Consider the following 21,341-nt stretch of genomic DNA (forward strand, 5'->3'; position numbering starts at 1 on the left):
ACTGACGGCGGCCGGGCTTGCGGGCCGTTTCGCGGGCAGGGGCAGAGCCGTCGGGGGCCGTTTCTCGGGCCCCCGGTTCAACACCCTGACATGCGGGTCCGACAGGAACGGGCCCCAGGTGGCGGGGGATCCCCTGATCGGGTGCATTGGAAAAGGCGAAGGCCGCCCCGCCGCAAACGCGGCGGGGCGGCCGTTCGCATCAGGTTCCTACGCGGCGTCACGGCGTTTGAAGGACCAGGTCGCCAGGGCTCCGAAGAGGAGGACGATCGCGCCGAGCATCACACCCGCGTCGCCCCAGGTGATGACCATGACGTCGGGGTTCATGTCCATGCCGGACTCCTGCCAGTCGTACAGCTCGACCCGGCCGGTGATCCATGCGGTCACCCACGTGTACAGCGAGAGCCGCTCGGGGTACGGCACCGGCAGCGCCATCGTCGTCATCCGCACGACCAGGTCGCCGACGATGAGGTACCCCGCGATGACGCCTCCGGCGATCGCGGTGTGGCGCCCAAGCATCGCGAGCGACGCACCCAGCGTCGTCATGCCCAGCGCCAGGATGCCGCTCCGCAGGAGGTACTCGAGGGTCTCCTCCCACCACTGGGCGTCGAGATTGCCGACGTCGCCGCGGACCGCGGCCGTGAGTATCAGCAGACCGAACCCGAGCGCCGTCAGAGCGACCACCGCGGCCGCGCAGACCGCCAGGGCCGCACCGAGTTTCGCGGCCCAGAGCTGCATCCGGTTCGGGTGCCACACCATCAGGTTCGACATGCCGCCGCTCGACCACTCGGCGCCGATCGCCGAGGAGGCCAGCATCATCATGATGAGCCCGGCGACGACCACAGCGCCGATGAGCAGGAACGGGCCCTCCTCCTCGAAGCTGAACGTGTACGTCCAGATGTAGCTCTCGGCCGACATGCCGACGTACGTCTCGCAGCGCTCCACATGCGTCAGCTCGGCGTACTCGGGGTCATCGACGGCCCAGGTGTAGTACTCGCTCTCGGTGAAGTAGTCCGGGTCGTCGACGCAGTCCTGGAAGTCCGGGTTCTCCGCGTTCCAGGCGTCGGCCTCGGCCTGCGCCTCGGCGAGCGCGGCCTCGCTCGGGCCCGTGCTGGAGATCGCCCACATGATGCCGGCCATCGCGATCAGGCCCGCGAGCGCGAGGATCCCGAAGACCATGGTGAGCCGGCGGCGCAAGATGCGCCGCAGCTCGGCTTTGAACAGGTTCATCGCTGCGCCTCCTCGGCCTCGGGACGGCCGTCGACGGCGACGGTGACGGGGACCTCGATGGGCGCGGCCGTCTCCGGCACCGCCACCGAGCCGCCGATCTGGACGGTCTGGCCGGGCATCGGGGCCGTGCCCGTGAGCTCCAGGAACACCGACTCGAGGTTCTTGGTCTGGGTCACCAGTTCCGACAGGTAGATCCCGGCCTCGGCGAGGGTCTGCGTGACCCAGGCGGCCTCGGGCGCGCCGGTGACGATGAGGCGGTCGCGTTCGACGATCGCGCCGACGCCCGGCTTCGCCGCCGTGAGCGCTTCGGCCGCTTCGGAGAGCGACGCGATGTCCGGGAACCGGACGCTCAGGGACGCGCCGGAGTGGCCGGCGATGATCTCGGCGACCGAGCCGTCGACGATCCGCCGTCCCCTGGAGACGATCGTCATCGAGTCGCAGAGCTGCTGCACCTCGGACAGGAGGTGCGAGCTGACGACGACCGTGACGCCCTGCTCGTGGGCGAGCCACTGGAGCAGCTCGCGCATGTGGTGGATGCCCGCGGGGTCGAGGCCGTTCGCGGGCTCGTCCAGGATCAGCAACTGCGGCTGCTTGAGCAGCGCCTGCGCGACCGCGAGCCGCTGCCGCATGCCCAGCGAATAGCCCTTCACGGACGCCTTCGCGGCGTCGCGCAGGCCCACCTGCTCCAGGACCGCCTCCACGCGCTCCTTGGGGATCCCGGCGCTCTCGGCCAGGAGCTGGAGCGTCAGCCGCCCCGAGAAGTGCTTGAAGAACTGCGGCGACTCGACGACGGCGCCGATGCGCGACACGACCTGCGGGAGGCGGTGCGGCACCTCCTCGCCGAAGATCCGCATGGTCCCGCCGTCGACGCGGATGAGCCCGAGCAGGGCCCGCAGCGTCGTCGTCTTGCCGGACCCGTTGGGGCCCAGGAACCCGTGCACCTGGCCGGCGGCAACCTCGAGGTCGAGGCCGTCCAACGCGTTGTGCGGCTGGCGGAAGCTCCTTCTATAGGTCTTCCGCAGCCCCGATATCTCGATGATGGAGGGCATGAACTCATTTCCGTGTGAGACGAGGCCGGTCTGCGGTGACGGGCACCGGATGTGCTGCGGCGGACGCGGCGGAACTCATGTGACGTTACCTGTGAGACGCCACTCGAGCCCGTACCGTTGCACGGCGGCCGGTCCGCCCTCGGGCCGCCCAGGCGGGGGCTCGCCCGTGTGTCCTACTCCCACCGCGCCGCCCGCCCCCGACCGTACGGCCGGGGCGCGTGGTTTCATTGACCCGTGGCTCAGTCTGAACGCGTCCTCGACCTGTCCGGCGTCACCGTACGACGCGGCGGCAACCAGCTCCTCGACGGCGTCGACTGGCAAGTCGACGCCGACCAGCGGTGGGTCGTCCTCGGCCCCAACGGGGCGGGGAAGACGACGCTGCTCAACCTAGCGGCCGCGCGCAACCACCCCACCTCCGGCGTCGTCGAGATCCTCGGCGAGCGCCTCGGCCGCGTCGACGTGTTCGAGCTGCGCCCCCGCATCGGACTCACCACCACTCAGATCGCCGACGCGATCCCGAACGACGAGAAGGCGTTCGACGTCGTCCGCACCGCCGCCTGGGGCATGATGGGCCGCTGGCGCGAGCAGTACGACCCGCAGGACGACGAGCGCGCCGCCTCGCTCATGCGCTGGCTCGGCGTCGCCCAGCTCCGGGACCGGCTCTTCGGGACCCTCTCGGAAGGCGAGCGCAAGCGCGTCCTCATCGCCCGCGCGCTCATGACCGACCCTGAGCTGCTCCTCCTCGACGAGCCCGCCGCCGGCCTCGACCTCGGCGCCCGCGAAGCGCTCGTCGCGACCCTCGGCGGCCTCGCCCGCGACGAAGGCGCCCCGGCCCTGGTCCTGGTCACCCACCACGTCGAGGAGATCCCGCCGGGCTTCACCCACGCACTGGTCCTCTCGGGCGGCGGCGTCATCGCCGCGGGCCCGATCGCCGAGGCCCTCACCTCCGAGAGCCTCTCCAAGGCGTTCGGCCTCCCCCTGACCCTCACCGCCAACGGCAACCGCTTCACCGCCACCGCCGCCTGATTCACCCCGGCCGGGAGGCCCGCCCGGGCCGGTTCTGTCAGACCTGTCTGTCAGGGTGTTGAACCGGGGGCCCTGCGAACGGGCCCAAGTGCCTCTGACCGTGCCCGTGACACGGCCTTGGAATCCCGAACCGGCCGTTCCGTCGCACCCCCGTGTCAGGGTCTTGAACCGGGGGCCCTGCGAACGGGCCGCTGCGGCTCCGTCCCTGCCCTCCGACCCGTCTCACACGCGCAGCGGTCGTCGCGCCAGGCGTGGCTCGGCTACGCTGACCCGGTGAGATTCCGGTGGTGGCGTGCGACGGTCCTGACGGCCGTCGCCGCTTTGGCGCTCGTATACCTGGCCGGTCTGACCCGCCTCGGGGAAGCCGAGGCCGAGCAGCTCCACGAGGTCCCCGCGCTCGCGGCCGACCCGACGGCCGAACTCGCCGCAATGCGCGAGGCCGCCCCCGTCGGCGGCGACGACCCGGCCGCCGCGCTCGACGCCGCGCTGGCCGACTCCGAGACCGCGGCCGACCTCGTGGCCGCCGTCCCCACCGCCGACACCGGTGAACTCGGCGCGGCCCTCGCGGCCCTGTACGAGGCCGGCGGCGGGCTCGACCCGATCGAGGTCACCGACTTCTTCGCCGACCTCGGCGAGGAGCCGACCGCGTGGCTCGCGGTCCTCTACCCCTCGGTGATCGCCGAGATGCCCGGTGCGCCATTCGACGCCCGCATGGCCGCCAACCAGCTCGTCCTCGAAGCCACCACCGCCGCCTCCGCCTCGTACGACAGCCCCGAGCGCCCCTGGACCGACGAGGCCGCGCGGCCCCCGCGCGCCGAGCTCGACCAGCTCATAGGCACCGACCGCCGCTTCCTCTACCTCGACCCGTACAACAACGCGGGCGACGGCTCCTGGATCGAGGTCGTCGGCGACCTCGACACCGCGGCGAACGTCGCGGTCCTCGTCCCCGGCGGCTCGGCCGTGCTCTCCAGCGCGAACTTCGACCTCTACTACAACCGCGCGAAGTCCTTCGTGGACGCCTCCGATGGCGAGCTCGCCGTCGTCGTCTGGGCCGCCGCCTCGTGGCCCTCCGGCTGGATCGAGGAGTCCTGGGCCTCGTGGTCGCAGGTCGCCGCCGAGAGCCTCGCGTCGTTCACGTTCGACCTGCGCAACCAGATCGGCGACGACGTCCCCCTGACCTTGGCCGGCCACTCGTACGGCGGCGCGGTCATCGGCTACGCCGAGACCTACGACCTCGAAGGCGACCAGGTCCTCCACATCGCGTCCGCGGGCATGGGCAACGACGTCTACAGCCCCGAGGACTACACCGAGCCGTGCCGCGACCGGTTCTCGATCACCGCGCCCGGCGACCCGATCTCCTACGTCCAGGGCATGCCGTACGTCCCGCTCCTGGGCCACGGCGCCGACCCCGACGACTTCCCCGGCGTGCGCAACCTCGCCACCGGCAGCCTTCCCGACGACCCGGACGCGGTCGACGACTACGGCGTCAGCCTCGCCGAGCAGGGCATCTCCGGTAAGACCGTCGAAGGGGTCCACTCGCACTCGGAGATCTTCTACCCCGAGTCCGACGCCTGGAACAACATCCTCAAGGTCCTTCTCAACGAGGAGCCCGAGCTCGCCGACGAGCAGCCCGAGGCCAACGACGCCTGCTGACACGCGAACGGGCGCGGCTCCGGCCGCGCCCGTTCGCCGTCTCGACTAGTCCCGCTCGAGCAGCAGCCCGAGGTGCTTCTCGACGACCGGGAGGACCTCCTCGACCGTGACGTCCCGGCCCAGCTCCTGCGAGAGGCTCGTGACGTCGGCGTCGGTGATCGCGCACGGCGCGATCCGGTCCCAGTAGGTCATGTCCGGGTCGCAGTTGAGCGCGAACCCGTGCATGGTCGTCGCCCAGCGGACCCGCACGCCGATCGCGCAGATCTTCCGCTCCGGGCCCTTCTCGTCCTCCGGCAGCCACACCCCGGTCCGGTCGCGCAGCCGCCCGCGCGCCGAGGTCACGCCGAACTCGTGGACCACGGCCGTGATCATGTCCTCGACCCGGCGCACGTAGCCGACCACATCGACCTTGTTGCGCATCTTCATGATCGGGTACCCGACGAGCTGGCCGGGCCCGTGCCAGGTGATCTGGCCGCCGCGGTCGGTCGTGACGACCGGGGTGCCGTCCTGCGGCAGCGCCCACGTCTCGGTGCGCCGGCCCGCGGTGTACACGCTCGGGTGCTGGAGCAGGAGCACGGTGTCGCCGATCTCGTCGTCGATCCGCCGCTGCTGGAGCTCCTTCTGGTAGTCCCACGCCTCCTGGTAGTCCATGAGGCCGCGCTTCTCGACCGTGATGCCCTCCACGGTCGTGGTCGCTACAGGAGCGGTCTCGATCGGCGCGGTCTCCACGGGGCCGCCGGCGCTGCCGATGCCGGTGCCGTGCTTCGCGGTGCTGTCGACGGTGATGCCGCGGGCGCCCGCGGTCCCCACTGGTGCGGTCATGGTTCGACCCTAGACCTCCGCGCGCCCCGGCGGCCACCGTACGACGGCTGCGTCACGGACGTTCCACGCGTGCCTCACGCCCGTAATGTGCAGGTCTTCTTTATGAGGCCGTTACTTAATTGCCGACTAGTTGCTGCCGTCGGCCGCCCCGGTGACCGCGCGTGAGCTGTCACACTACTATTCCTAAGGTATTTAAAGCCCAATCCGCTCGCCCCGCGCCAGTCGAGGGTTGCACACGACCACAGGGATACGAATGGAAGCAACGCCGAAGGCTCCGATGGTCACCATCTCCGGAGTAAACAAGCACTTCGGGAACCTCCACGCGCTCAAGGACATCGACCTGACCGTGGACGACGGGGAGGTCGTGGTCCTCATCGGACCCTCCGGATCAGGCAAGTCGACGCTGTGCCGCACCATCAACCGGCTCGAGACCGTCGACTCCGGCTCGATCACCGTGAACGGCAAGCCCCTCCCCGCCGAAGGCCGCGCCCTCGCGAACCTCCGCGCCGACGTCGGCATGGTCTTCCAGCACTTCAACCTCTTCGCCCACCTCACGGTCCTCCAGAACATCACCCTCGGGCCGATCAAGGTGCGCCGCACCCCCAAGGCCCAGGCCGAGACCCGCGCCCGCCAGCTCCTCGAACGCGTGGGCCTGGCCGAGAAGGCCGACGCCTACCCCTCCCAGCTCTCGGGCGGCCAGCAGCAGCGCGTCGCCATCGCCCGCGGCCTGGCCATGGACCCCAAGCTCATGATGTTCGACGAGCCGACCTCCGCGCTCGACCCCGAGATGATCAACGAGGTCCTCGACGTCATGCAGGACCTCGCCCGCGAGGGCATGACCATGGTCGTCGTGACCCACGAGATGGGCTTCGCGCGCCGCGCCGCCAACCGCGTCGTCTTCATGGCCGACGGCCAGATCGTCGAGGTCGCCCCGCCCGACGAGTTCTTCGACGACCCGAAGACCGAGCGCGCCCAGGACTTCCTGTCCAAGGTCATGACCCACTAGGCCACCCGAACACCGCACCGTCAGCCCCACCATAAGGAAGGAAACAGCTATGCGCGCATTCCGCAAGGCCGCCGCCGCGATCGCGGCCGCCGGCCTCATGACCCTGGCCGCCTGCTCCGGCGAGGCCAGCCAGGACGCCGAAGAGCAGGAGTCGCGGGAGGAGTCCGTAGGCGAGTACTCGCTCGAGCAGGCCTCCGAGGTCCCCGCGGGCTACATCCAGGACATCAAGGACAAGGGCTACATCACCGTCGGCATCAAGTACGACCAGCCGCTGGCCGGGCAGATGAACACCGCCACCGGCGAGGTCGAGGGCTTCGACGCCGAGATGGCCCGCCTGCTCGCCACCTACATCTTCGGCGAGGTCACCGAGGGCGAGGAGGGCAACCTCCGGTTCGTCGAGACCACCTCGCAGAACCGCGAGACGTACATCAACGACGGCACCGTCGACGTGGTCATCGCGACCTACTCGATGTACCCCGAGCGCCTGAGCCAGTTCGACTTCGCCGGCCCGTACTTCGAGACCGGCCAGAACGTCATGGTCGCGGCCGACAACACCGACATCAACTCGGTGGCCGACCTCGCCGGCAAGGACGTGTGCATCGCCGAGGGCTCCGGCTCCATCGCGAACCTCCAGGCAGAGAACCCTGAGGCCACGATCACGCCGCTCGCCGACTACGCCGCCTGCGCCCAGGCGCTCGAGAACGGCCAGACCGACGCCGTGAGCACCGACGAGACCATCCTCTACGGCTTCACCGTGGACCGTCCGGACGCCTTCCGCGTCCTCGACTCGTCGAACATCTTCACCGAAGAGCCCTACGGCATCGCCATGCCGCTCGGCGAGACCGACGCCCGCAACTTCGTCAACGACATGATCGACGAGATCCTCGCCAACGGCGACTGGGAGAAGGCCTTCGACCTGACCTACGGCGGCGCCGGAATGCCGCTGCCGGAAACGCTTCCGGCCCCCAACCGCTACTAGGCCCGCAACCGTTCGGTGAGGCGGCGGCGGCCGCGTGAGACGGCCGCCGCCGCCCGCCTTATGGAGGAGTCCGCTTGTTCGACAACTTCGAATTGATGGCCGAGGCGCTCCTGGAGGGCGCCCGCGTCACCGTCGTGGTGACCCTCGCCAGCTACGCGATCGCCCTGGCGATCGGGATGCTCCTGGTCGTCATGAGTGTCAGCCCCGCCGCCCCCGCCCGCTGGGCCGCCAACGCCTACACGCAGCTGTTCCGCAACATCCCGCTGCTGGCCGTCCTGTTCGTCATGTACTTCGGCCTGCCGTCGATCGGCATCGAGACCACGAGCTGGGGCGTCGGCCTCGTCGGCCTCGGCATGTACACCGGCGCGTTCGTCGGCGAGACCCTGCGCAGCGGCATCAACTCGATCCCGCTCGGCCAGGCCGAAGCGGCCCGCTCGATCGGCCTCACCTTCGGCCAGTCGCTCCAGACCGTGATCCTGCCGCAGGCCGTCCGGGTCGTCATCCCGCCGCTCGGCTCGCTCCTGATCGCACTGGTCAAGAACAGCGCCCTGGTGCTCGCGGTCGGCGTCACCGAGCTGACCGCCATGTCGCGGCGCCTCATCGAGGACGACCAGTCCCGGTTCGACCTGTGGGGCGTCATCATCGGCGTGACCGTCAGCTACCTGGTCATCGCCTTCGTCCTCAGCTACCTGGTGCGGCTCGCCGAGCGGCGCGCCGCGTTCGTCCGATGAAGGCAGGTGACTCATGACCAGACAGAACGAGAGCACGGTCCTGTTCGACGCGCTCGGCCCCAAGGGCCGCCGGCGCTCGCTGATCGCCTCCATCATCTCCGGCGTCGTCATCCTCGGCCTCCTGGCCTGGGCCGCCTTCGGGCTCGCCGGGAACGGCTTCTTCGAGGCGAGCCGCTGGGTCAACCCCCTGGACGTCCTCGTCATCGAGACGACCTGGATCCCCGCGATCCTCGCCACCCTCGAGGCGTTCGCGCTCGGCTCGCTGGTGGCGATCGTCCTCGGCGTCGTCATCGGCTTCGGGCGCATCTCCCGGTTCATGCCCACACGGGCGGCCTCCACGGTCTACGTGCAGTTCTTCCGCTCGCTGCCGCTGGTGCTGCTCATCTGGATCTCCTTCACCATCGACGGGCACTTCGGCTTCACCTCCGAGGTCCTCGGCTGGGACGGCGACGCGCGCCGGCTCACGTTCCTGGTGCTGGGCCTGGGCATCTACAACGGCGCGATCCTCGCGGAGATCCTCCGCGCCGGCGTCGCGGCCCTCCCGCCCGGCCAGGCCATGGCCGGGTACGCGGTCGGCCTGAGCCACGGCCAGGTGCAGCGCCTCATCGTGCTGCCGCAGGTGCTGCGGAACATGCTCCCGGCGGTCCTCGCCCAGCTCGTGATCCTGCTCAAGGACACCTCGCTCGGATACGTGATCACCTACCCCGAGCTGCTGCACTCGGCCAACATCATCGGCCGCGACTACGGCAACTCGTTCCTCCAGGCGCTCGTGATCGCCGCGCTCATCTACTTCGCGCTGGCGTACACGCTGTCGAAGCTGGTGGTCTACGCGGAGCGCCGCCTGCGCAAGAAGACCGCGACTCCGGCGAAGGCGGTCGAGCGGATCGAGATGGCGGTCAGCAACCAGATCGCCACGTAGTTCCGCGCACCACCGCGCCACCGCACGACCTCGGCCCCGCCGGCATTCGCCGGCGGGGCCCTTCGCATATGAGCGAACGTCGGTTTCATGGCCTGATACCCTCCTTTTGATATCAACAACCATTTTCAATTGGTGGGGGAACCGAAACCATGAAACTCGCCTTCGTCGGCAAGGGCGGCTCGGGCAAGACCACGATGGCCTCGCTGTTCGCCCGGCGCGCCGCCGCGCTCGGCCACCCGGTGATGGCCGTCGACGCCGACATCAACCAGCACCTGGCGGCCGCGCTCGGCCTCGACGCCGAGGCCGCCGCGATGGGCCCGGTGCTCGGGGAGCACCTGGCCGACATCAAGGACTACCTGCGCGGGACGAACCCGCTCGTGCCCTCGGCCGACCTCATGCTCAAGACCACGCCGCCGGGGCCCGGCTCGCGCCTGGTGACCGTGCGCGAGTCGAACCCGCTGTTCGACAAGCTGTTCACCGAACACGACGGCATCCGCTTCGCGGCCACCGGCGGCTTCGTCGAGGACGACCTCGGCGTCTCCTGCTACCACTCCAAGGTCGGAGCGGTCGAGCTGCTGCTCAACCACCTCGTCGACGGCCGGGACGAGTTCGTCGTGGTCGACATGGTCGCCGGCGCCGAAGCGTTCGCCTCGGGCATGTTCACCCGCTTCGACCACACGTTCCTGGTCTGCGAGCCGACGCTGCGCAGCGTCGGCGTCTACAAGCAGTACCTGGGGTACGCCGAGGACTACGACGTGCGGATCTCGGTGATCGGCAACAAGATCGACGACGAGGACGACGTCGCGTTCCTGCGCGAGCACGTCGGGGACGCGCTCCTGGGCTGGTGCTCGCGCTCGAAGTACGTCAAGGCCGCCGAGCGCGGCAGCGTCGGCCCGGTCGCCGACCTCGAACCCGAGAACCTCGCCGTGGTCGACGCCGCCCGGGAGCGGGCCGTCGCCGCCGGCAAGGACTGGGCCAAGTTCACCAGGCAGGCCCACGAGTTCCACCGCAAGGCCGCCCTGGCCTGGGGCAACGACCGCGCGGGCGTGGACCTCGCCGACCAGATCGTCCCCGACTTCGTCCTCGGCGAGCACCTCCTGAACGCGCCCGCCCACTAGCGCCCGCCCGCGGGCGCCTGGACGCTCGGGGCGCGCGGACCCGTCTGCGTCGACTACCCGACAGCGGACGGTGAGCACCGCAAGCACAATGAACCGATTCGAACCGAGAGGAGTACGCATGTCCCTTGACGTCTCTGAAGACCTGCTCACCAAGGCCGAAGCGGGGGAGGTGTCCGACGCCGAGTTCGTCGACTGCGTCAAGCAGTCGCTGCCGTTCGCGTGGGACCTCATCGCGAAGGTCGTGGACGACCTGAAGCACGGGGTCGTCTCGTCCACCGGCTCCACCCAGTTCGCGGACAACACCACGCCGCCGCCGGACGAGCGCGCGCGCGGGCAGCTCCTGCGGGTCCTCGCCTCGGACTCGATGCGGGGCGCGCTCGAACGCCACCACGGCGTCAAGCTCGCCTTCCAGAACTGCCACCGCGTCGCGGCGTTCCCGGTCTCCGAGGTCGACTCGGACACCTACCGCAAGTTCATCTCGCCGCGCGGGCAGCTCCTCAACCAGTCGCCCGAACTGCGGGACTGCTGAAGGAACCCACTGCGCCGCAAGGCATGCACGTCGCACCGCCGAAGGGCCGCTCGGACAACGGAGTCCGGCCGGCCCTTCGGGCTATCCGGGCCGGCGCGTGATCAGGAAGTCCCGGACCAGCTCCTCGAACTGCTTCACCAAGGGGCGCAGGATCTTCAGCCGCGAGAGGGCCACGCCCCGGGCCGCCAGCGGCGCCGTGCGCCGCGCGAGCTCGCGGGACTTCTCCTGCCCCGGCGAGGCGTCGTACACCCAGTAGAGGACCACGACCATCTGGTGCAGCCACAGCATCTCGGGGAGGATGTCGGCCATGTCCTTGGGCACCTTGGTCTTCGAGCCCTCCAGCACCTCCCGGTAGAGGGCGATGTCGCGGTCGCGGCTCTCGGTCGAGTCCTCCGAGAACGGGCTCAGCGGGCTCGACGGGTCGGCCGCGTTGCGGAAGAACTGGCCCGCGAACGCGTGGTAGGGCCCGGCGATGTCGAGCCAGGCCAGCAGCGCGGCCTCGATCCGCTCGGCCAGGGTCTCCTTGCCTTCGAGCATCGTCGGCGCCAGCTCGGCGTGGCGGTTCGTCGCCTGCTCGTAGAAGCCCTGGATCAGGTGCTCTTTGGACTTGAAGTAGTAGTACGCGTTCCCCACGGACACGCCGGCCTCGGCCGCGATCGCGCGCATGGTGGTCTTGTCGTAGCCGCGCTCGGCGAACATGTCGAGCGCGGTGTCGATGATGTGCTGGCGCGTCCGCTCGCCCTTGCTCGAAGGGCGGGCGGACGCGGCGTCATCGGATCCGGAAGCAGCAGCGCTCACAAAGGCGATCCTACTGTGGCTGCGGCCCGTACGCCTGGGGCCGCGGGTGCGGGGGCTCGAGGGTCGCGAGCGTGCGGGCGTCGACGTGGCCGCGCTTGCGGAAGCCGTTGAGCACGAGGATGTTGAGCACGTGCAGGACCCCGAGGACCAGGAGCACCGCGCCGATCTTGACGGCGACGGTCTCGAAGACCTCCCGGGCGGTGCCGATCTGGTCGCCGGTGCGCAGCCACAGCGCCACGAACCCGAAGTTGAGGAGGTAGAAGCCGACTTGGAGGAGCCGGTTGACGGCCTGGGCGAGCTGCTCGTCGCCGGCGAAGACGTCCTTGATGAAGTGGAAGCCGTTGGCGCCGAGGGTCCGGGCGACCCACACGGTGAGCGGGACGGCGACGAGCAGGTAGGCGGTGTAGGCGACGACCGTCATGTCCATGACAGTGCTCCGTTCTGAAAGGGGGATTCCCGAGTTGAACATGTTCAACTCCTGACTTCACGCTACGCAGATTCTTGAACATGTTCAAGACTCGGGGTCCGAACTATCGCCCACGACACACGTCTCGTCCCGCGCCGCTCGATAGAGTTGGGGCATGAGTGTGGCTGTGCGTGTGATCCCCTGCCTGGACGTGGACGCCGGGCGGGTGGTCAAGGGTGTGAACTTCGAGAACCTGCGGGACGCGGGGGACCCGGTCGAGCTGGCCGCGGCCTACGACGCGGCCGGGGCCGACGAGCTCACCTTCCTCGACGTGACCGCCTCCTCCGACGACCGGGGCACCATGATGGACGTCGTCGCGCGCACCGCCGAGCAGGTCTTCATCCCCCTCACCGTCGGCGGCGGCGTCCGGACCGCCGACGAGGTCGACCGGTTGCTGCGCGCCGGCGCCGACAAGGTCGGCGTCAACACCGCCGCCATCGCGCGGCCCGAGGTCATCGCCGAGATCGCCGACCGCTTCGGCAACCAGGTCCTCGTGCTCTCCGCCGACGTCGCCAGCGGCGCCGACACCCAGTCCGGTTGGGAGGTCACCACCCACGGCGGGCGGCGCCGCACCGGGATCGACGCCGTCGAGTGGTGCGCGAAGGCCGCCGGGCTCGGCGCGGGGGAGATCCTCCTCAACTCGATCGACGCCGACGGCACCAAGGCCGGCTTCGACCTCCCGCTCATCGCCGCGGTCCGCGCCGCGGTCGACGTGCCCCTCATCGCCTCCGGCGGCGCCGGTGAGGCGGCTCACTTCCCGCCCGCTGTGGCGGCGGGCGCCGACGCGGTCCTCGCCGCGTCGATCTTCCACTTCGGCGACGTCGCGATCGGCGAGGTCAAGCAGGAGCTCAAGAACGCCGGGTACCCGATCCGGTAGCCGCCGGCGCGCCTGCCGCGCCCGTGATCTCGACTTGCGCAGGCTCCCTCGGTGCTCGGTGCTCGGTGCTCGGTGCTCGGTGCTCGGTGCTCGGTGCTCGGTGTCCCCGGTCCCCGGTGACCTGATGTGCATCGCGCCGGGTCGGCGGCCGCGCGTCGCGGCTTTGGGCGTTCATGACCCGCCGCCGAACGTGTTGTCCCCCTTCGGGTGACAGGAGGTCGCGCGGGGCCGGTTCTTGTCGCACCTGCGGGCAAGGATTGGGGGCACAGTCCCCCTCTGGGTGGGCGGGGGATAGGGATGGGGAATACGGTCCGGGCCCTCAATGCGCCTGCACGTGACCGACGAGTTCGGCAAACGGGTTGGCGACCGTCGCCGGGGCGAGGCATGATTGCAAGCGGTCGCTTGCCGAGCGGCTAGGACCCCGCCCGGACACACCCACCTGACCGGAGAACCAATGACGCTGCCCACCGGCACCGCCGCCGATCCCGACGACCTCGCCGCAGGCGCAGACGAGCGCATCCTCCGCCGCGGCCTTCGCAACATCGGCGACATGATCCGGATCAAGCCCAAGCCCTTCGCCATCGGCGCCGCCGGCGCCATGATCAACACCACCGCGGCCCTCTTCCTCTCCTACGTCGTCGGCTGGGTCGTCGCCCGCATCGCCGTCCCCGCGTACGAGAACGGCGAAGTCGTCATCGGCACGGTGCTCCTCGGCGTCGCCGCGCTCGTGGCCACCTCGCTCGTCCGCTTCTCCTCCATGTGCGCCAGGCGCATCGGCGCGGGCGTCATGCAGTTCGGCGTCCAGGCCCACTGGCGCCGCCTCATCACCCGCCGCTACCTCGCCCTCCCCGTCTCCTGGCACCAGAAGCACCCCACCGGGACGCTCCTGTCCAACGCGAACGCCGACGTCGAGGCCGCCGCCCGGCCGCTCGCGCCGCTGCCGTTCGCGTGCGGCACGCTCTTCATGGTCGTCGTCGCCATGGGCGCGTTCTTCACCATCGACTGGGCGATCGCCCTCGTCGCCCTCGGCATGTTCCCGGCCCTGTTCATCCTCAACGCCGTCTTCGCCACCAAGATGGCCCCCCGCGCCAAACGCGCCCAGGAACTGCGCGCCGAAGTCTCCGCCGTCGGCCACGAGTCCTTCGACGGCGCCCTCGTCGTCAAGGCCATGGGCCAGGAGGCCGCCGAGACCGAGCGGTTCAGCGCCTCCGCCACCGACCTGCGCGACGCCATGATCGGCGTCGGCCGCCTCCGCGCCGCGTTCGAGCCGGCCATCTCCGGGCTCCCCGAGATCGCCGTCCTGGTCGCCCTCCTCGTCGGCCTCGCCCGCTACGAAGCCGGCGCGATCAACCTCGAGCAGCTCGTCACCGTCTCGGTCATGTTCTCCATCCTCGCCTTCCCCGTCCGCGCCATCGGCTGGGTCCTCGGCGACCTGCCCTCCTCCGTCGTCGGCCGCACCCGCATCGACCACGTCCTCTCCGCCACCGGCGACATGACCTACGGCGACAAGCGGCTTCCGGCGAGCGACACCCCCGCGCGCCTCGAATTCGACGCCGTCGCCTACGCCTACCCCGACGGCCACGAAGCCCTCCACGAAGTCACCTTCACCGTCGAGCCCGGCACCACCGTCGCCCTCGTCGGCGCCACCGGCTCCGGCAAGTCCACCCTCGCCCACCTCGCCGCCCGCCTCGTCGACCCGACCCGCGGCACCGTCCGCCTCGACGGCGAGGACCTCCGCGGCCTCGACCACGCCAGCATCGCCCGCGCCACCGCACTCGTCCAGCAGGTCCCGTTCATCTTCGACGACACCGTCCGCAACAACATCGCCCTCGACCGCGACGGCATCGACGACGACCGCATCTGGGACGCCCTCGTCGCCGCCGGCGCCGAGAAGTTCACCGCCAACCTCGACCAGGGCCTCGACACCGAGGTCGGCGAGCGCGGCACCAGTCTCTCCGGCGGCCAGCGCCAGCGGCTCACCCTCGCCCGCGCCCTCGCCGGCCGGCCCCGCCTGCTCGTCCTCGACGACGCCACCAGCGCCGTCGATCCCAAGGTCGAATCCCAGATCCTCGCCGGCCTCAAGGACTCCTCCACCGCCGCGAGCGTCCTCGTGGTCGCCTACCGGCGCGCCACCATCGCGCTCGCCGACGAGGTCGTCTTCCTCGAAGGCGGCCGCATCACCGCCCGCGGCCCGCACACGGAGCTGCTGCGGACCCACCAGCCCTACGCCGACCTCGTCACCGCCTACGAGCGGGCCGAGGCCGAGCGCGAATTCGATGAGGAGGGTGCGGCGTGACCGCACAGGAGACCCCGACCCAGCCCGGCCCGTGGGAGACCGTCAAACGCGGCCTCCAGCTCTCGCCCGAACTGCGCCGCGGCATCGAGTTCACACTGTTCCTCGCGGCCGTCACCGCCCTCGGCCGCCTGGTCGTGCCGGTCGGCGCGCAGAAGATCCTCGACGACGGCCTCCTCGGCGAAGGCGGCCCCGACCTCCCGTACGTGTTCACCGTCGCCGCGCTCGGCACCGCCGCGCTGCTGCTGACGACCCTCGCGAACTACGTCATGAACCGCCGCCTGTTCGTCGTCTCCGAGCACGCGCTCGCGAACCTGCGCCGCAGGACGTTCCGGCACATCCACGACCTGTCGATGCTGCACCAGCAGTCGGAGCGGCGCGGCGCCCTGACCGCGCGCGTCACGACCGACATCGACCAGATCAGCCAGTTCCTCCAGCAGGGAGGCATGGTCCTGGTGACCTCGACGGCGCAGATCATCGTCGCCACCGTCGTCATGGTCGTCTACTCGTGGCAGCTCGCGATCGCCGTGTGGATCGTGTTCATCCCGGTGACCTGGCTGATCAAATGGCTCCAGCAGCACCTGGCGTCGGCGTACACGAGCGTGCGCCGGAGCGTCTCGGCGATGCTGTCGGCGGTCGCCGAGTCCGTCGTCGGCGCCGGCACCGTCCGCGCCTACGGGGTCGGGGCCCGCACCAGCGAGCGCCTGGACGCCTCCATCGAGGAGCACCGGCGCGACCAGACCCGCGCCATCAGCCGCTCCGCGCTGTCCTTCGGCGCGGGCGAGCTCGTCTACCTGGGCGTCAACGTGGTCGTGGTCGTCCTCGGCGCGTTCCTCGTCGCGGGCGGTTCGATGACCGTCGGCGAGCTGACGGCGTTCCTGTTCCTCGTCGTGCTGTTCACCCAGCCCGTGGTCATCGGCACCGAGACCCTGAACGAGGCGCAGAACGCGGTCTCGGGCTGGCGGCGCGTCCTCGACATCATCGACACCGCCCCCGACGTGGCCGACCCGGTCGACGGCAAGGAGCTTCCCGAAGGGCCCCTGGGGATCCGCTTCGAAGGCGTCCGGTTCGCCTACCCGGGCGGCCCGGAGGTCCTGCACGGCATCGACGTCGAGATCCGGCCCCACGCGAAGGTGGCCGTGGTCGGCGAGACCGGCTCGGGCAAGACCACCTTCGCGAAGCTGCTGGTCCGCCTCATGGACCCGACCTCGGGCCGGGTGCTGCTCGGCGGCTCGCCCCTCGACGAGATCACGTTCGCGTCGCTGCGGCGGCGGGTCACGATGGTCCCGCAGGAGGGCTTCCTGTTCAACGGGACGCTCGCGCGGAACGTCCGCTTCGCGCGGCCGGAGCTGACCGACGCCGAGATCTACGTGGCCTTCGCCGAACTGGGCCTCACCGACTGGATCGAGACCCTCCCGGCGGGCCTGGAGACCGAACTGGGGGAGAGCGGCGCGAACCTCTCGGTCGGCGAGCGCCAGCTCGTGTCGCTGGTGCGCGCGTACGTGACCGACCCGGACCTGCTCGTCCTCGACGAGGCCACGAGCGCGGTCGACCCGGCCACGGAGCTGCGGCTCTCGGCGGCGCTCGACGCCGTCACCCGCGGCCGCACCACCGTGATCATCGCCCACCGGCTCTCGACCGCCGAGACCTCCGACGAGGTCCTCGTCTTCGACGCCGGCGAGCTCGTCCAGCAGGGCCCGCACCACGAGCTCGCCGCCGATCCCGGCTCGGTGTACGCGGGCCTGCACGGCTCGTGGATCGAGCAGACCCGTTCGAGCTGACGCCGGCCGGGCCCGCTCGAACCGGGCGGGCCCGACCGGTCACGCCGCGCGGCCCAGGCGGCCGCGCGGCATCCGCCAGTTCGCGGCGAGCGTCGACTCGCGCAGGTTCCGCGCCTCGCCGAAGTAGTCGCAGAACTTCATGATGAGCGGGTCCCACGCGACCGGGTCGACGTACGCGGTGCCCGGCACCAGCACCGATTCGTCCACATGGGATTGAAGGATTTCGGCCTCGAACGCGGTGCAGCCCTTCCCGAACGGGTGCGCCGCGACGATGCGGCACTCGAGCTGGATCGGGCACTCGGCCACCCGGGGCGCCCCGGTCGCCTCACCGGGGACCTCGGTGAGCCCGGCTGCCCCGAACTTGTCGGGCTCGAACCGGTACCCCTTGGCGGCCTTGGTCTGCGGGACCGGGTCGACCGCGGTCAGGTCCGCGAGCCGGTCCACCGCGTCGGCGAGGCCGCTCGGGACGAGGTTGAGCGTGCACTCCCGGGTGGCGCGCAGGTTCTGCGCGGTCTTGGACCTGTCGCCCATGCCGAGCATGGCCGACTGCCCGAGCCACCACGCCGACGACATCGGCGCGAGGTTCGCCCGCCCCTCCTCGTCGCGGGTGCCGAGGAGCACGACGACGCTCCCGTAGTAGTGGACTTTCAGCGGCGTCTGGACGTGCACGGCGGCTCCTTCGCGGATCGGATCGGACCATGCAATCCAATCCGCTCCGGACCCGCCGTGCTGGCCGCTGCGCGACACGGCGTTCGCCGCCGGTCGGTCCCGGTCGGCAGCGCATCCCGACCGGCAGTGCATCCCGACCGCCGGGCATCTCGCCTGACGGTGCGCCGCAGCCGACAGCGCTTCAATCGACTGCTCGCCTCAGCCGCCGGTGCGGCTCAATCGACCGTGAGGACGATCTTCCCGGTGGTGCGGCCCGTCTGGAGCGACTCGTGGGCCTTCGCGACCTCCTCCAGCGGGTACGTCTCGGCGACGTGCGGCCGCAGCCGACCGGCCTCGATGAGCGCGGACAGGGCCCGCATTCCGCTCCAGTCGGGCTCCACCAGCACGAACCCGGCCCGCACCCGTTCCTGCTCGGCCGCCGGGAGGTCCCCGGGGATCACCGACATCAGGTACCCGCCGTCCTTGAGGACCGACGCCGACTTCGCCGCGTACTCGCCGCCGATGGGGTCGACCACGATGTCCAGGTCCGAGAGGACCGCCGCGAAGTCCTCCGACCGGTAGTCGATCGCCTCGTCGGCCCCGATGGACCGCAGGAACTCGTGCTTCCCGGCGCTGGCCGTGCCGATCACGTACGCGCCGTGGGCCTTCGCGATCTGGACCGCGAGGTGCCCGACCCCGCCCGCGGCGGCGTGGACGAGGACGCGCTGCCCGGCCCGCACGCCCGCGTTGTCGACCAGGGCCTGGTGCGCGGTCAGGCCGACCAGCGGCACCGCGGCGGCCTCCACGTGCGTCAGGGCCGCGGGCTTGAAGTCGAACTGCCGGGCGGGCGCGGTGACGTACTGGCCGTATCCGCCTGCGGCGTGCGGGAACCGGGGCATCCCGTAGACCTCGTCGCCCGGCTCGTAGAGGCGCACGCCCGCGCCGACGGCCTCGACGGTGCCCGAGACGTCCCACCCGAGCGTGAACGGCGGCTCGAGGCCGGTGAGGCCGCCGGACTCGCGGGACTTCCAGTCGGTCGGATTCACGCCCGCGGCGTGCACCCGCACCAGGATCTCGGTCGGACCCGGCTCCGGCCGCTCGACCTCCGCGACGCGGAGGACTTCCGGTCCGCCGAGCTCGTCCTGGATCACGGCTCGCATGGTGCTCATGTGGTCTCCCTTCTTCGGTTCCCTTGTACCGGACCCATTCTGTGCCCGCGCCGGGCCGCCGAACAGTGGCCCGGAGGCCACGATGTGAAAGAATCGGGCCATGACGCTTCCCGCCCGGCCGCACCGCGTGGCCGTCCTCGCCCTCGACGACGTGGTCCCCTTCGAGCTCGGGGTGCCCCACCGGATCTTCGCCGCCGCCGTGGACGACGCCCTCCGGCCCCGCTACGAGGTCCGCGTGTGCAGCGTCGACGGCGGCCCCGTCCGCGCCTCCGGCGGCTTCACGGTCGTCCCCGACCACGGCCCGGAGGCACTGGCCTGGGCCGACACGGTCATCGTGGCGACGATCGACCCCGACGGGCTCGTCTGCGACGTCCGCGACCTCCCCGCGGGCCTGCCCGAGGCGTTCGAGCGGGTGCGGCCCGAGGCGCGCATCGTGTCGTTCTGCTCGGCCGCGTTCGTCCTCGCCGAGCTCGGCCTCCTCGACGGGAGGTCCGCCACCACCCACTGGGTGCTCACCGACCGCATGCGCGAGCGCTACCCGAAGATCGATGTGGACCCCGACGTGCTGTTCGTGGACGAGGGCCGCATCCTCACCTCCGCGGGCGCCGGCGCGGCCGTCGACCTCTGCCTGCACCTGGTCCGGCTCGACCACGGCAGCGCAGCCGCGAACGCGGTGGCGCGCCGGTGCGTCGTCCCGCCCTGGCGCGACGGCGGCCAGGCCCAGTTCATCGAGCGGCCCGTCCCGGCCGAAGCGGACCTGAGCACCACCGAGGCCCGCGCCTGGGCGCTCGCGAACCTCGACCGCCCCATGTCGATCGACGACCTCGCCCGCCGGGCGAACATGAGCCGCCGCTCGTTCACCCGCCGGTTCCGCGAGGAGACCGGCCAGAGCCCGGCCCAGTGGCTCACGCGCCAGCGCGTCGAGCACGCCCGCCAGCTCCTGGAGTCCACGGACCTGACCGTGGACCAGATCGCGCACCGCTCGGGCCTGGGCACCGGCGTGTCGCTGCGCCAGCACCTGCGCGCGGTCCTCGGCGTCTCGCCTTCGGCCTACCGCAAGACGTTCCGCTCGGGCGCCGCCGTCGCCGGATGAACGGCCGCCGCACTCAGGCGGCGGCCCGCACCGGCGCTCCGGCGCGCCTCCGGGCCGGCCGCCGCGCGGCGGCCTTTCGGCCGAGCTATGGACACGGCGTCGCACCGGCTCCGGCCGCCGCGCCGTTCCGGGCGCGGCCGCTAGGGGATGAGCAGGAGCTTCGCGGTGGTCTTGCGCGCCTGGAGGGCCTCGTGCGCTTCGGGGGCCTCTTCGAGTCGGAAGGTCTCGCCGACGCGGACGAGGAGGTTGTCGTCCTCGATCATCTGGAACACGTCGGCGGCGCGGGCGAGGTACTCCTCGCGGGTCAGCGTGAAGTCGCCGAGGGTGGGGCGGGTGAGGACGAGCGAGCCGCCGCGGTGCAGCCGCTGCGGGTCGACCGGCGGGACCGGGCCGCTCGCCTGCCCGAACAGGGCCATGACGCCGCGGGGGCGCAGCGCGTCAAGGCCCTCGTCGAACGTGGTCTTGCCGACCCCGTCGAAGACCGCGGCGACGCCCTCGCCGCCGGTGATCTCGCGGGCCTTGGCGCCGAAGCCCTCGTACCGCAGCACGTGGTCGGTGCCGTTCTGCCGCGCCAGCTCCGCCTTCGCGTCGGTGGAGACCGTCCCGATGACCTTGCCGCCCTTGTACTTCACCATCTGAGTCAGGAGCAGGCCGACGCCGCCGGCGGCGGCGTGGACGATGACCGTGTCGCCCTCGCGGACGTCGTACACGCTGTTGCACAGGTAGTGCGCGGTCAGGCCCTGGAGCATCACCGCGGCCGCGGTCTCGACCGCGACCTTCTCGGGGACGGGCACGAACTGGTCCACGTCGCCGACGACCACGTCCGCATAGGACCCCGGGACGCTCTTCCACGCGACCTCGTCGCCGATCGCGAACTCGGTGACGCCCTCGCCGACGGCCGCGACGTACCCGCCGCCCTCGAGCCCCGGCGTGAACGGCAGCGGCAGCCCGTAGGCGCCGGTGCGCTGGTAGACGTCGATGTAGTTGACGCCCGCCGCGGCCACCCGGACGGCGATCTGGCCCGGCCGCGGGCCCGGGTCCTCGCCCTCCAGGACCGTCATGACGCCCGGCCCGCCGGTCCGCTCGACCACGATCGCCTTCATGAGGACTCCTTCCGCCGCAGGTTCACTGACCAACGACCAACCTAGCGGCTCCGG

At 71.0% G+C, this 21,341-nt stretch carries 20 protein-coding genes; 12 read left to right on the forward strand and 8 right to left on the reverse strand.

The genetic code is table 11. The features are described from left to right. Positions 1–207 precede the first annotated feature (207 nt). Both GFD30_RS02560 and GFD30_RS02565 read right to left on the reverse strand, forming a co-directional pair. A complete protein-coding gene (locus tag GFD30_RS02560) occupies positions 208–1,227 on the reverse strand; it encodes an ABC transporter permease subunit (protein ID WP_153023642.1) in 1,020 nt (339 codons plus the stop codon). Continuing rightward, the gene (locus GFD30_RS02565) at positions 1,224–2,276 is read right to left on the reverse strand and encodes an ABC transporter ATP-binding protein (protein ID WP_153023643.1); all 1,053 of its coding nucleotides are present in this window, start codon (positions 2,274–2,276) and stop codon (positions 1,224–1,226) included. Before GFD30_RS02565 ends, GFD30_RS02560 begins: the two co-directional genes overlap by 4 nt. 234 nt (positions 2,277–2,510) lie before the next feature. Between GFD30_RS02565 and GFD30_RS02570 the strand changes: the two genes are divergently transcribed. Both GFD30_RS02570 and GFD30_RS02575 read left to right on the forward strand, forming a co-directional pair. Further along, the gene (locus GFD30_RS02570; protein ID WP_322632869.1) at positions 2,511–3,302 is read left to right on the forward strand and encodes an ABC transporter ATP-binding protein; all 792 of its coding nucleotides are present in this window, start codon (positions 2,511–2,513) and stop codon (positions 3,300–3,302) included. Positions 3,303–3,575: 273 nt separating this feature from the next. Continuing rightward, positions 3,576–4,955, forward strand: coding sequence for an alpha/beta hydrolase (locus GFD30_RS02575; protein ID WP_153023644.1), 1,380 nt, complete (start codon positions 3,576–3,578; stop codon positions 4,953–4,955). A gap of 45 nt (positions 4,956–5,000) precedes the next feature. Here GFD30_RS02575 and lipB read toward each other — a convergent pair whose 3' ends face one another. After that, positions 5,001–5,777 (reverse strand): lipoyl(octanoyl) transferase LipB, encoded by a 777-nt coding sequence (lipB, locus tag GFD30_RS02580; RefSeq protein ID WP_153023645.1) that lies wholly within the window; start codon positions 5,775–5,777, stop codon positions 5,001–5,003. A 253-nt stretch (positions 5,778–6,030) separates the two neighbouring features. Here lipB and GFD30_RS02585 point away from each other — a divergent pair, with 253 nt between their 5' ends. The 6 genes from GFD30_RS02585 to GFD30_RS02610 all read left to right on the forward strand — a co-directional run bounded on the left by GFD30_RS02585 (position 6,031) and on the right by GFD30_RS02610 (position 11,059). Further along, positions 6,031–6,783, forward strand: a complete 753-nt coding sequence (locus tag GFD30_RS02585; RefSeq protein WP_322632870.1) for an amino acid ABC transporter ATP-binding protein — start codon at positions 6,031–6,033, stop codon at positions 6,781–6,783. 49 nt (positions 6,784–6,832) lie between these two features. Beyond that, positions 6,833–7,762 (forward strand): glutamate ABC transporter substrate-binding protein, encoded by a 930-nt coding sequence (locus tag GFD30_RS02590; protein ID WP_153023646.1) that lies wholly within the window; start codon positions 6,833–6,835, stop codon positions 7,760–7,762. A 74-nt stretch (positions 7,763–7,836) separates the two neighbouring features. Continuing rightward, positions 7,837–8,493, forward strand: coding sequence for an amino acid ABC transporter permease (locus tag GFD30_RS02595; RefSeq protein WP_227995763.1), 657 nt, complete (start codon positions 7,837–7,839; stop codon positions 8,491–8,493). Between the two features lie 13 nt (positions 8,494–8,506). Continuing rightward, positions 8,507–9,412, forward strand: a complete 906-nt coding sequence (locus GFD30_RS02600) for an amino acid ABC transporter permease (protein ID WP_153023647.1) — start codon at positions 8,507–8,509, stop codon at positions 9,410–9,412. 149 nt (positions 9,413–9,561) lie between these two features. Beyond that, positions 9,562–10,530: an ATP-binding protein gene (locus GFD30_RS02605; protein WP_153023648.1), complete on the forward strand. Its 969-nt coding sequence runs from the start codon at positions 9,562–9,564 to the stop codon at positions 10,528–10,530. Between the two features lie 118 nt (positions 10,531–10,648). Next, positions 10,649–11,059, forward strand: a complete 411-nt coding sequence (locus GFD30_RS02610) for an SCO5389 family protein (RefSeq protein ID WP_153023649.1) — start codon at positions 10,649–10,651, stop codon at positions 11,057–11,059. Between the two features lie 81 nt (positions 11,060–11,140). Here the strand turns inward: GFD30_RS02610 and GFD30_RS27745 are convergent, their stop codons facing one another. Both GFD30_RS27745 and GFD30_RS02620 read right to left on the reverse strand, forming a co-directional pair. Continuing rightward, positions 11,141–11,857 carry a TetR/AcrR family transcriptional regulator gene (locus GFD30_RS27745; protein WP_322632871.1) on the reverse strand — a complete coding sequence of 239 codons (717 nt, stop codon included), beginning with the start codon at positions 11,855–11,857 and terminating at the stop codon, positions 11,141–11,143. A 10-nt stretch (positions 11,858–11,867) separates the two neighbouring features. After that, a complete protein-coding gene (locus GFD30_RS02620; RefSeq protein ID WP_153023650.1) occupies positions 11,868–12,284 on the reverse strand; it encodes a hypothetical protein in 417 nt (138 codons plus the stop codon). 154 nt (positions 12,285–12,438) lie between these two features. Between GFD30_RS02620 and hisF the strand changes: the two genes are divergently transcribed. From hisF to GFD30_RS02635, 3 genes are all read left to right on the forward strand, one after another. After that, the gene (hisF, locus tag GFD30_RS02625; RefSeq protein ID WP_153023651.1) at positions 12,439–13,200 is read left to right on the forward strand and encodes an imidazole glycerol phosphate synthase subunit HisF; all 762 of its coding nucleotides are present in this window, start codon (positions 12,439–12,441) and stop codon (positions 13,198–13,200) included. A gap of 454 nt (positions 13,201–13,654) precedes the next feature. Further along, positions 13,655–15,496, forward strand: coding sequence for an ABC transporter ATP-binding protein (locus tag GFD30_RS02630; protein ID WP_153023652.1), 1,842 nt, complete (start codon positions 13,655–13,657; stop codon positions 15,494–15,496). After that, positions 15,493–17,274, forward strand: coding sequence for an ABC transporter ATP-binding protein (locus tag GFD30_RS02635; protein WP_322632872.1), 1,782 nt, complete (start codon positions 15,493–15,495; stop codon positions 17,272–17,274). Before GFD30_RS02630 ends, GFD30_RS02635 begins: the two co-directional genes overlap by 4 nt. A gap of 39 nt (positions 17,275–17,313) precedes the next feature. Here GFD30_RS02635 and GFD30_RS02640 read toward each other — a convergent pair whose 3' ends face one another. After that, positions 17,314–17,943, reverse strand: coding sequence for a flavin reductase family protein (locus GFD30_RS02640; RefSeq protein ID WP_322632873.1), 630 nt, complete (start codon positions 17,941–17,943; stop codon positions 17,314–17,316). 215 nt (positions 17,944–18,158) lie between these two features. Continuing rightward, a complete protein-coding gene (locus GFD30_RS02645) occupies positions 18,159–19,082 on the reverse strand; it encodes an NADP-dependent oxidoreductase (RefSeq protein ID WP_153023793.1) in 924 nt (307 codons plus the stop codon). A 109-nt stretch (positions 19,083–19,191) separates the two neighbouring features. On the opposite strand from GFD30_RS02645, the gene GFD30_RS02650 reads away from it, so the two are divergent. Continuing rightward, positions 19,192–20,184, forward strand: coding sequence for a GlxA family transcriptional regulator (locus tag GFD30_RS02650; RefSeq protein WP_153023654.1), 993 nt, complete (start codon positions 19,192–19,194; stop codon positions 20,182–20,184). A gap of 140 nt (positions 20,185–20,324) precedes the next feature. On the opposite strand, the gene GFD30_RS02655 is transcribed toward GFD30_RS02650, so the two are convergent. Continuing rightward, positions 20,325–21,287, reverse strand: a complete 963-nt coding sequence (locus tag GFD30_RS02655; protein ID WP_153023655.1) for a quinone oxidoreductase family protein — start codon at positions 21,285–21,287, stop codon at positions 20,325–20,327. Positions 21,288–21,341: the final 54 nt, after the last annotated feature.

The sequence above is a fragment of the Glycomyces albidus genome, assembly GCF_009451885.1.
Lineage (GTDB): Bacteria > Actinomycetota > Actinomycetes > Mycobacteriales > Micromonosporaceae > Glycomyces > Glycomyces albidus.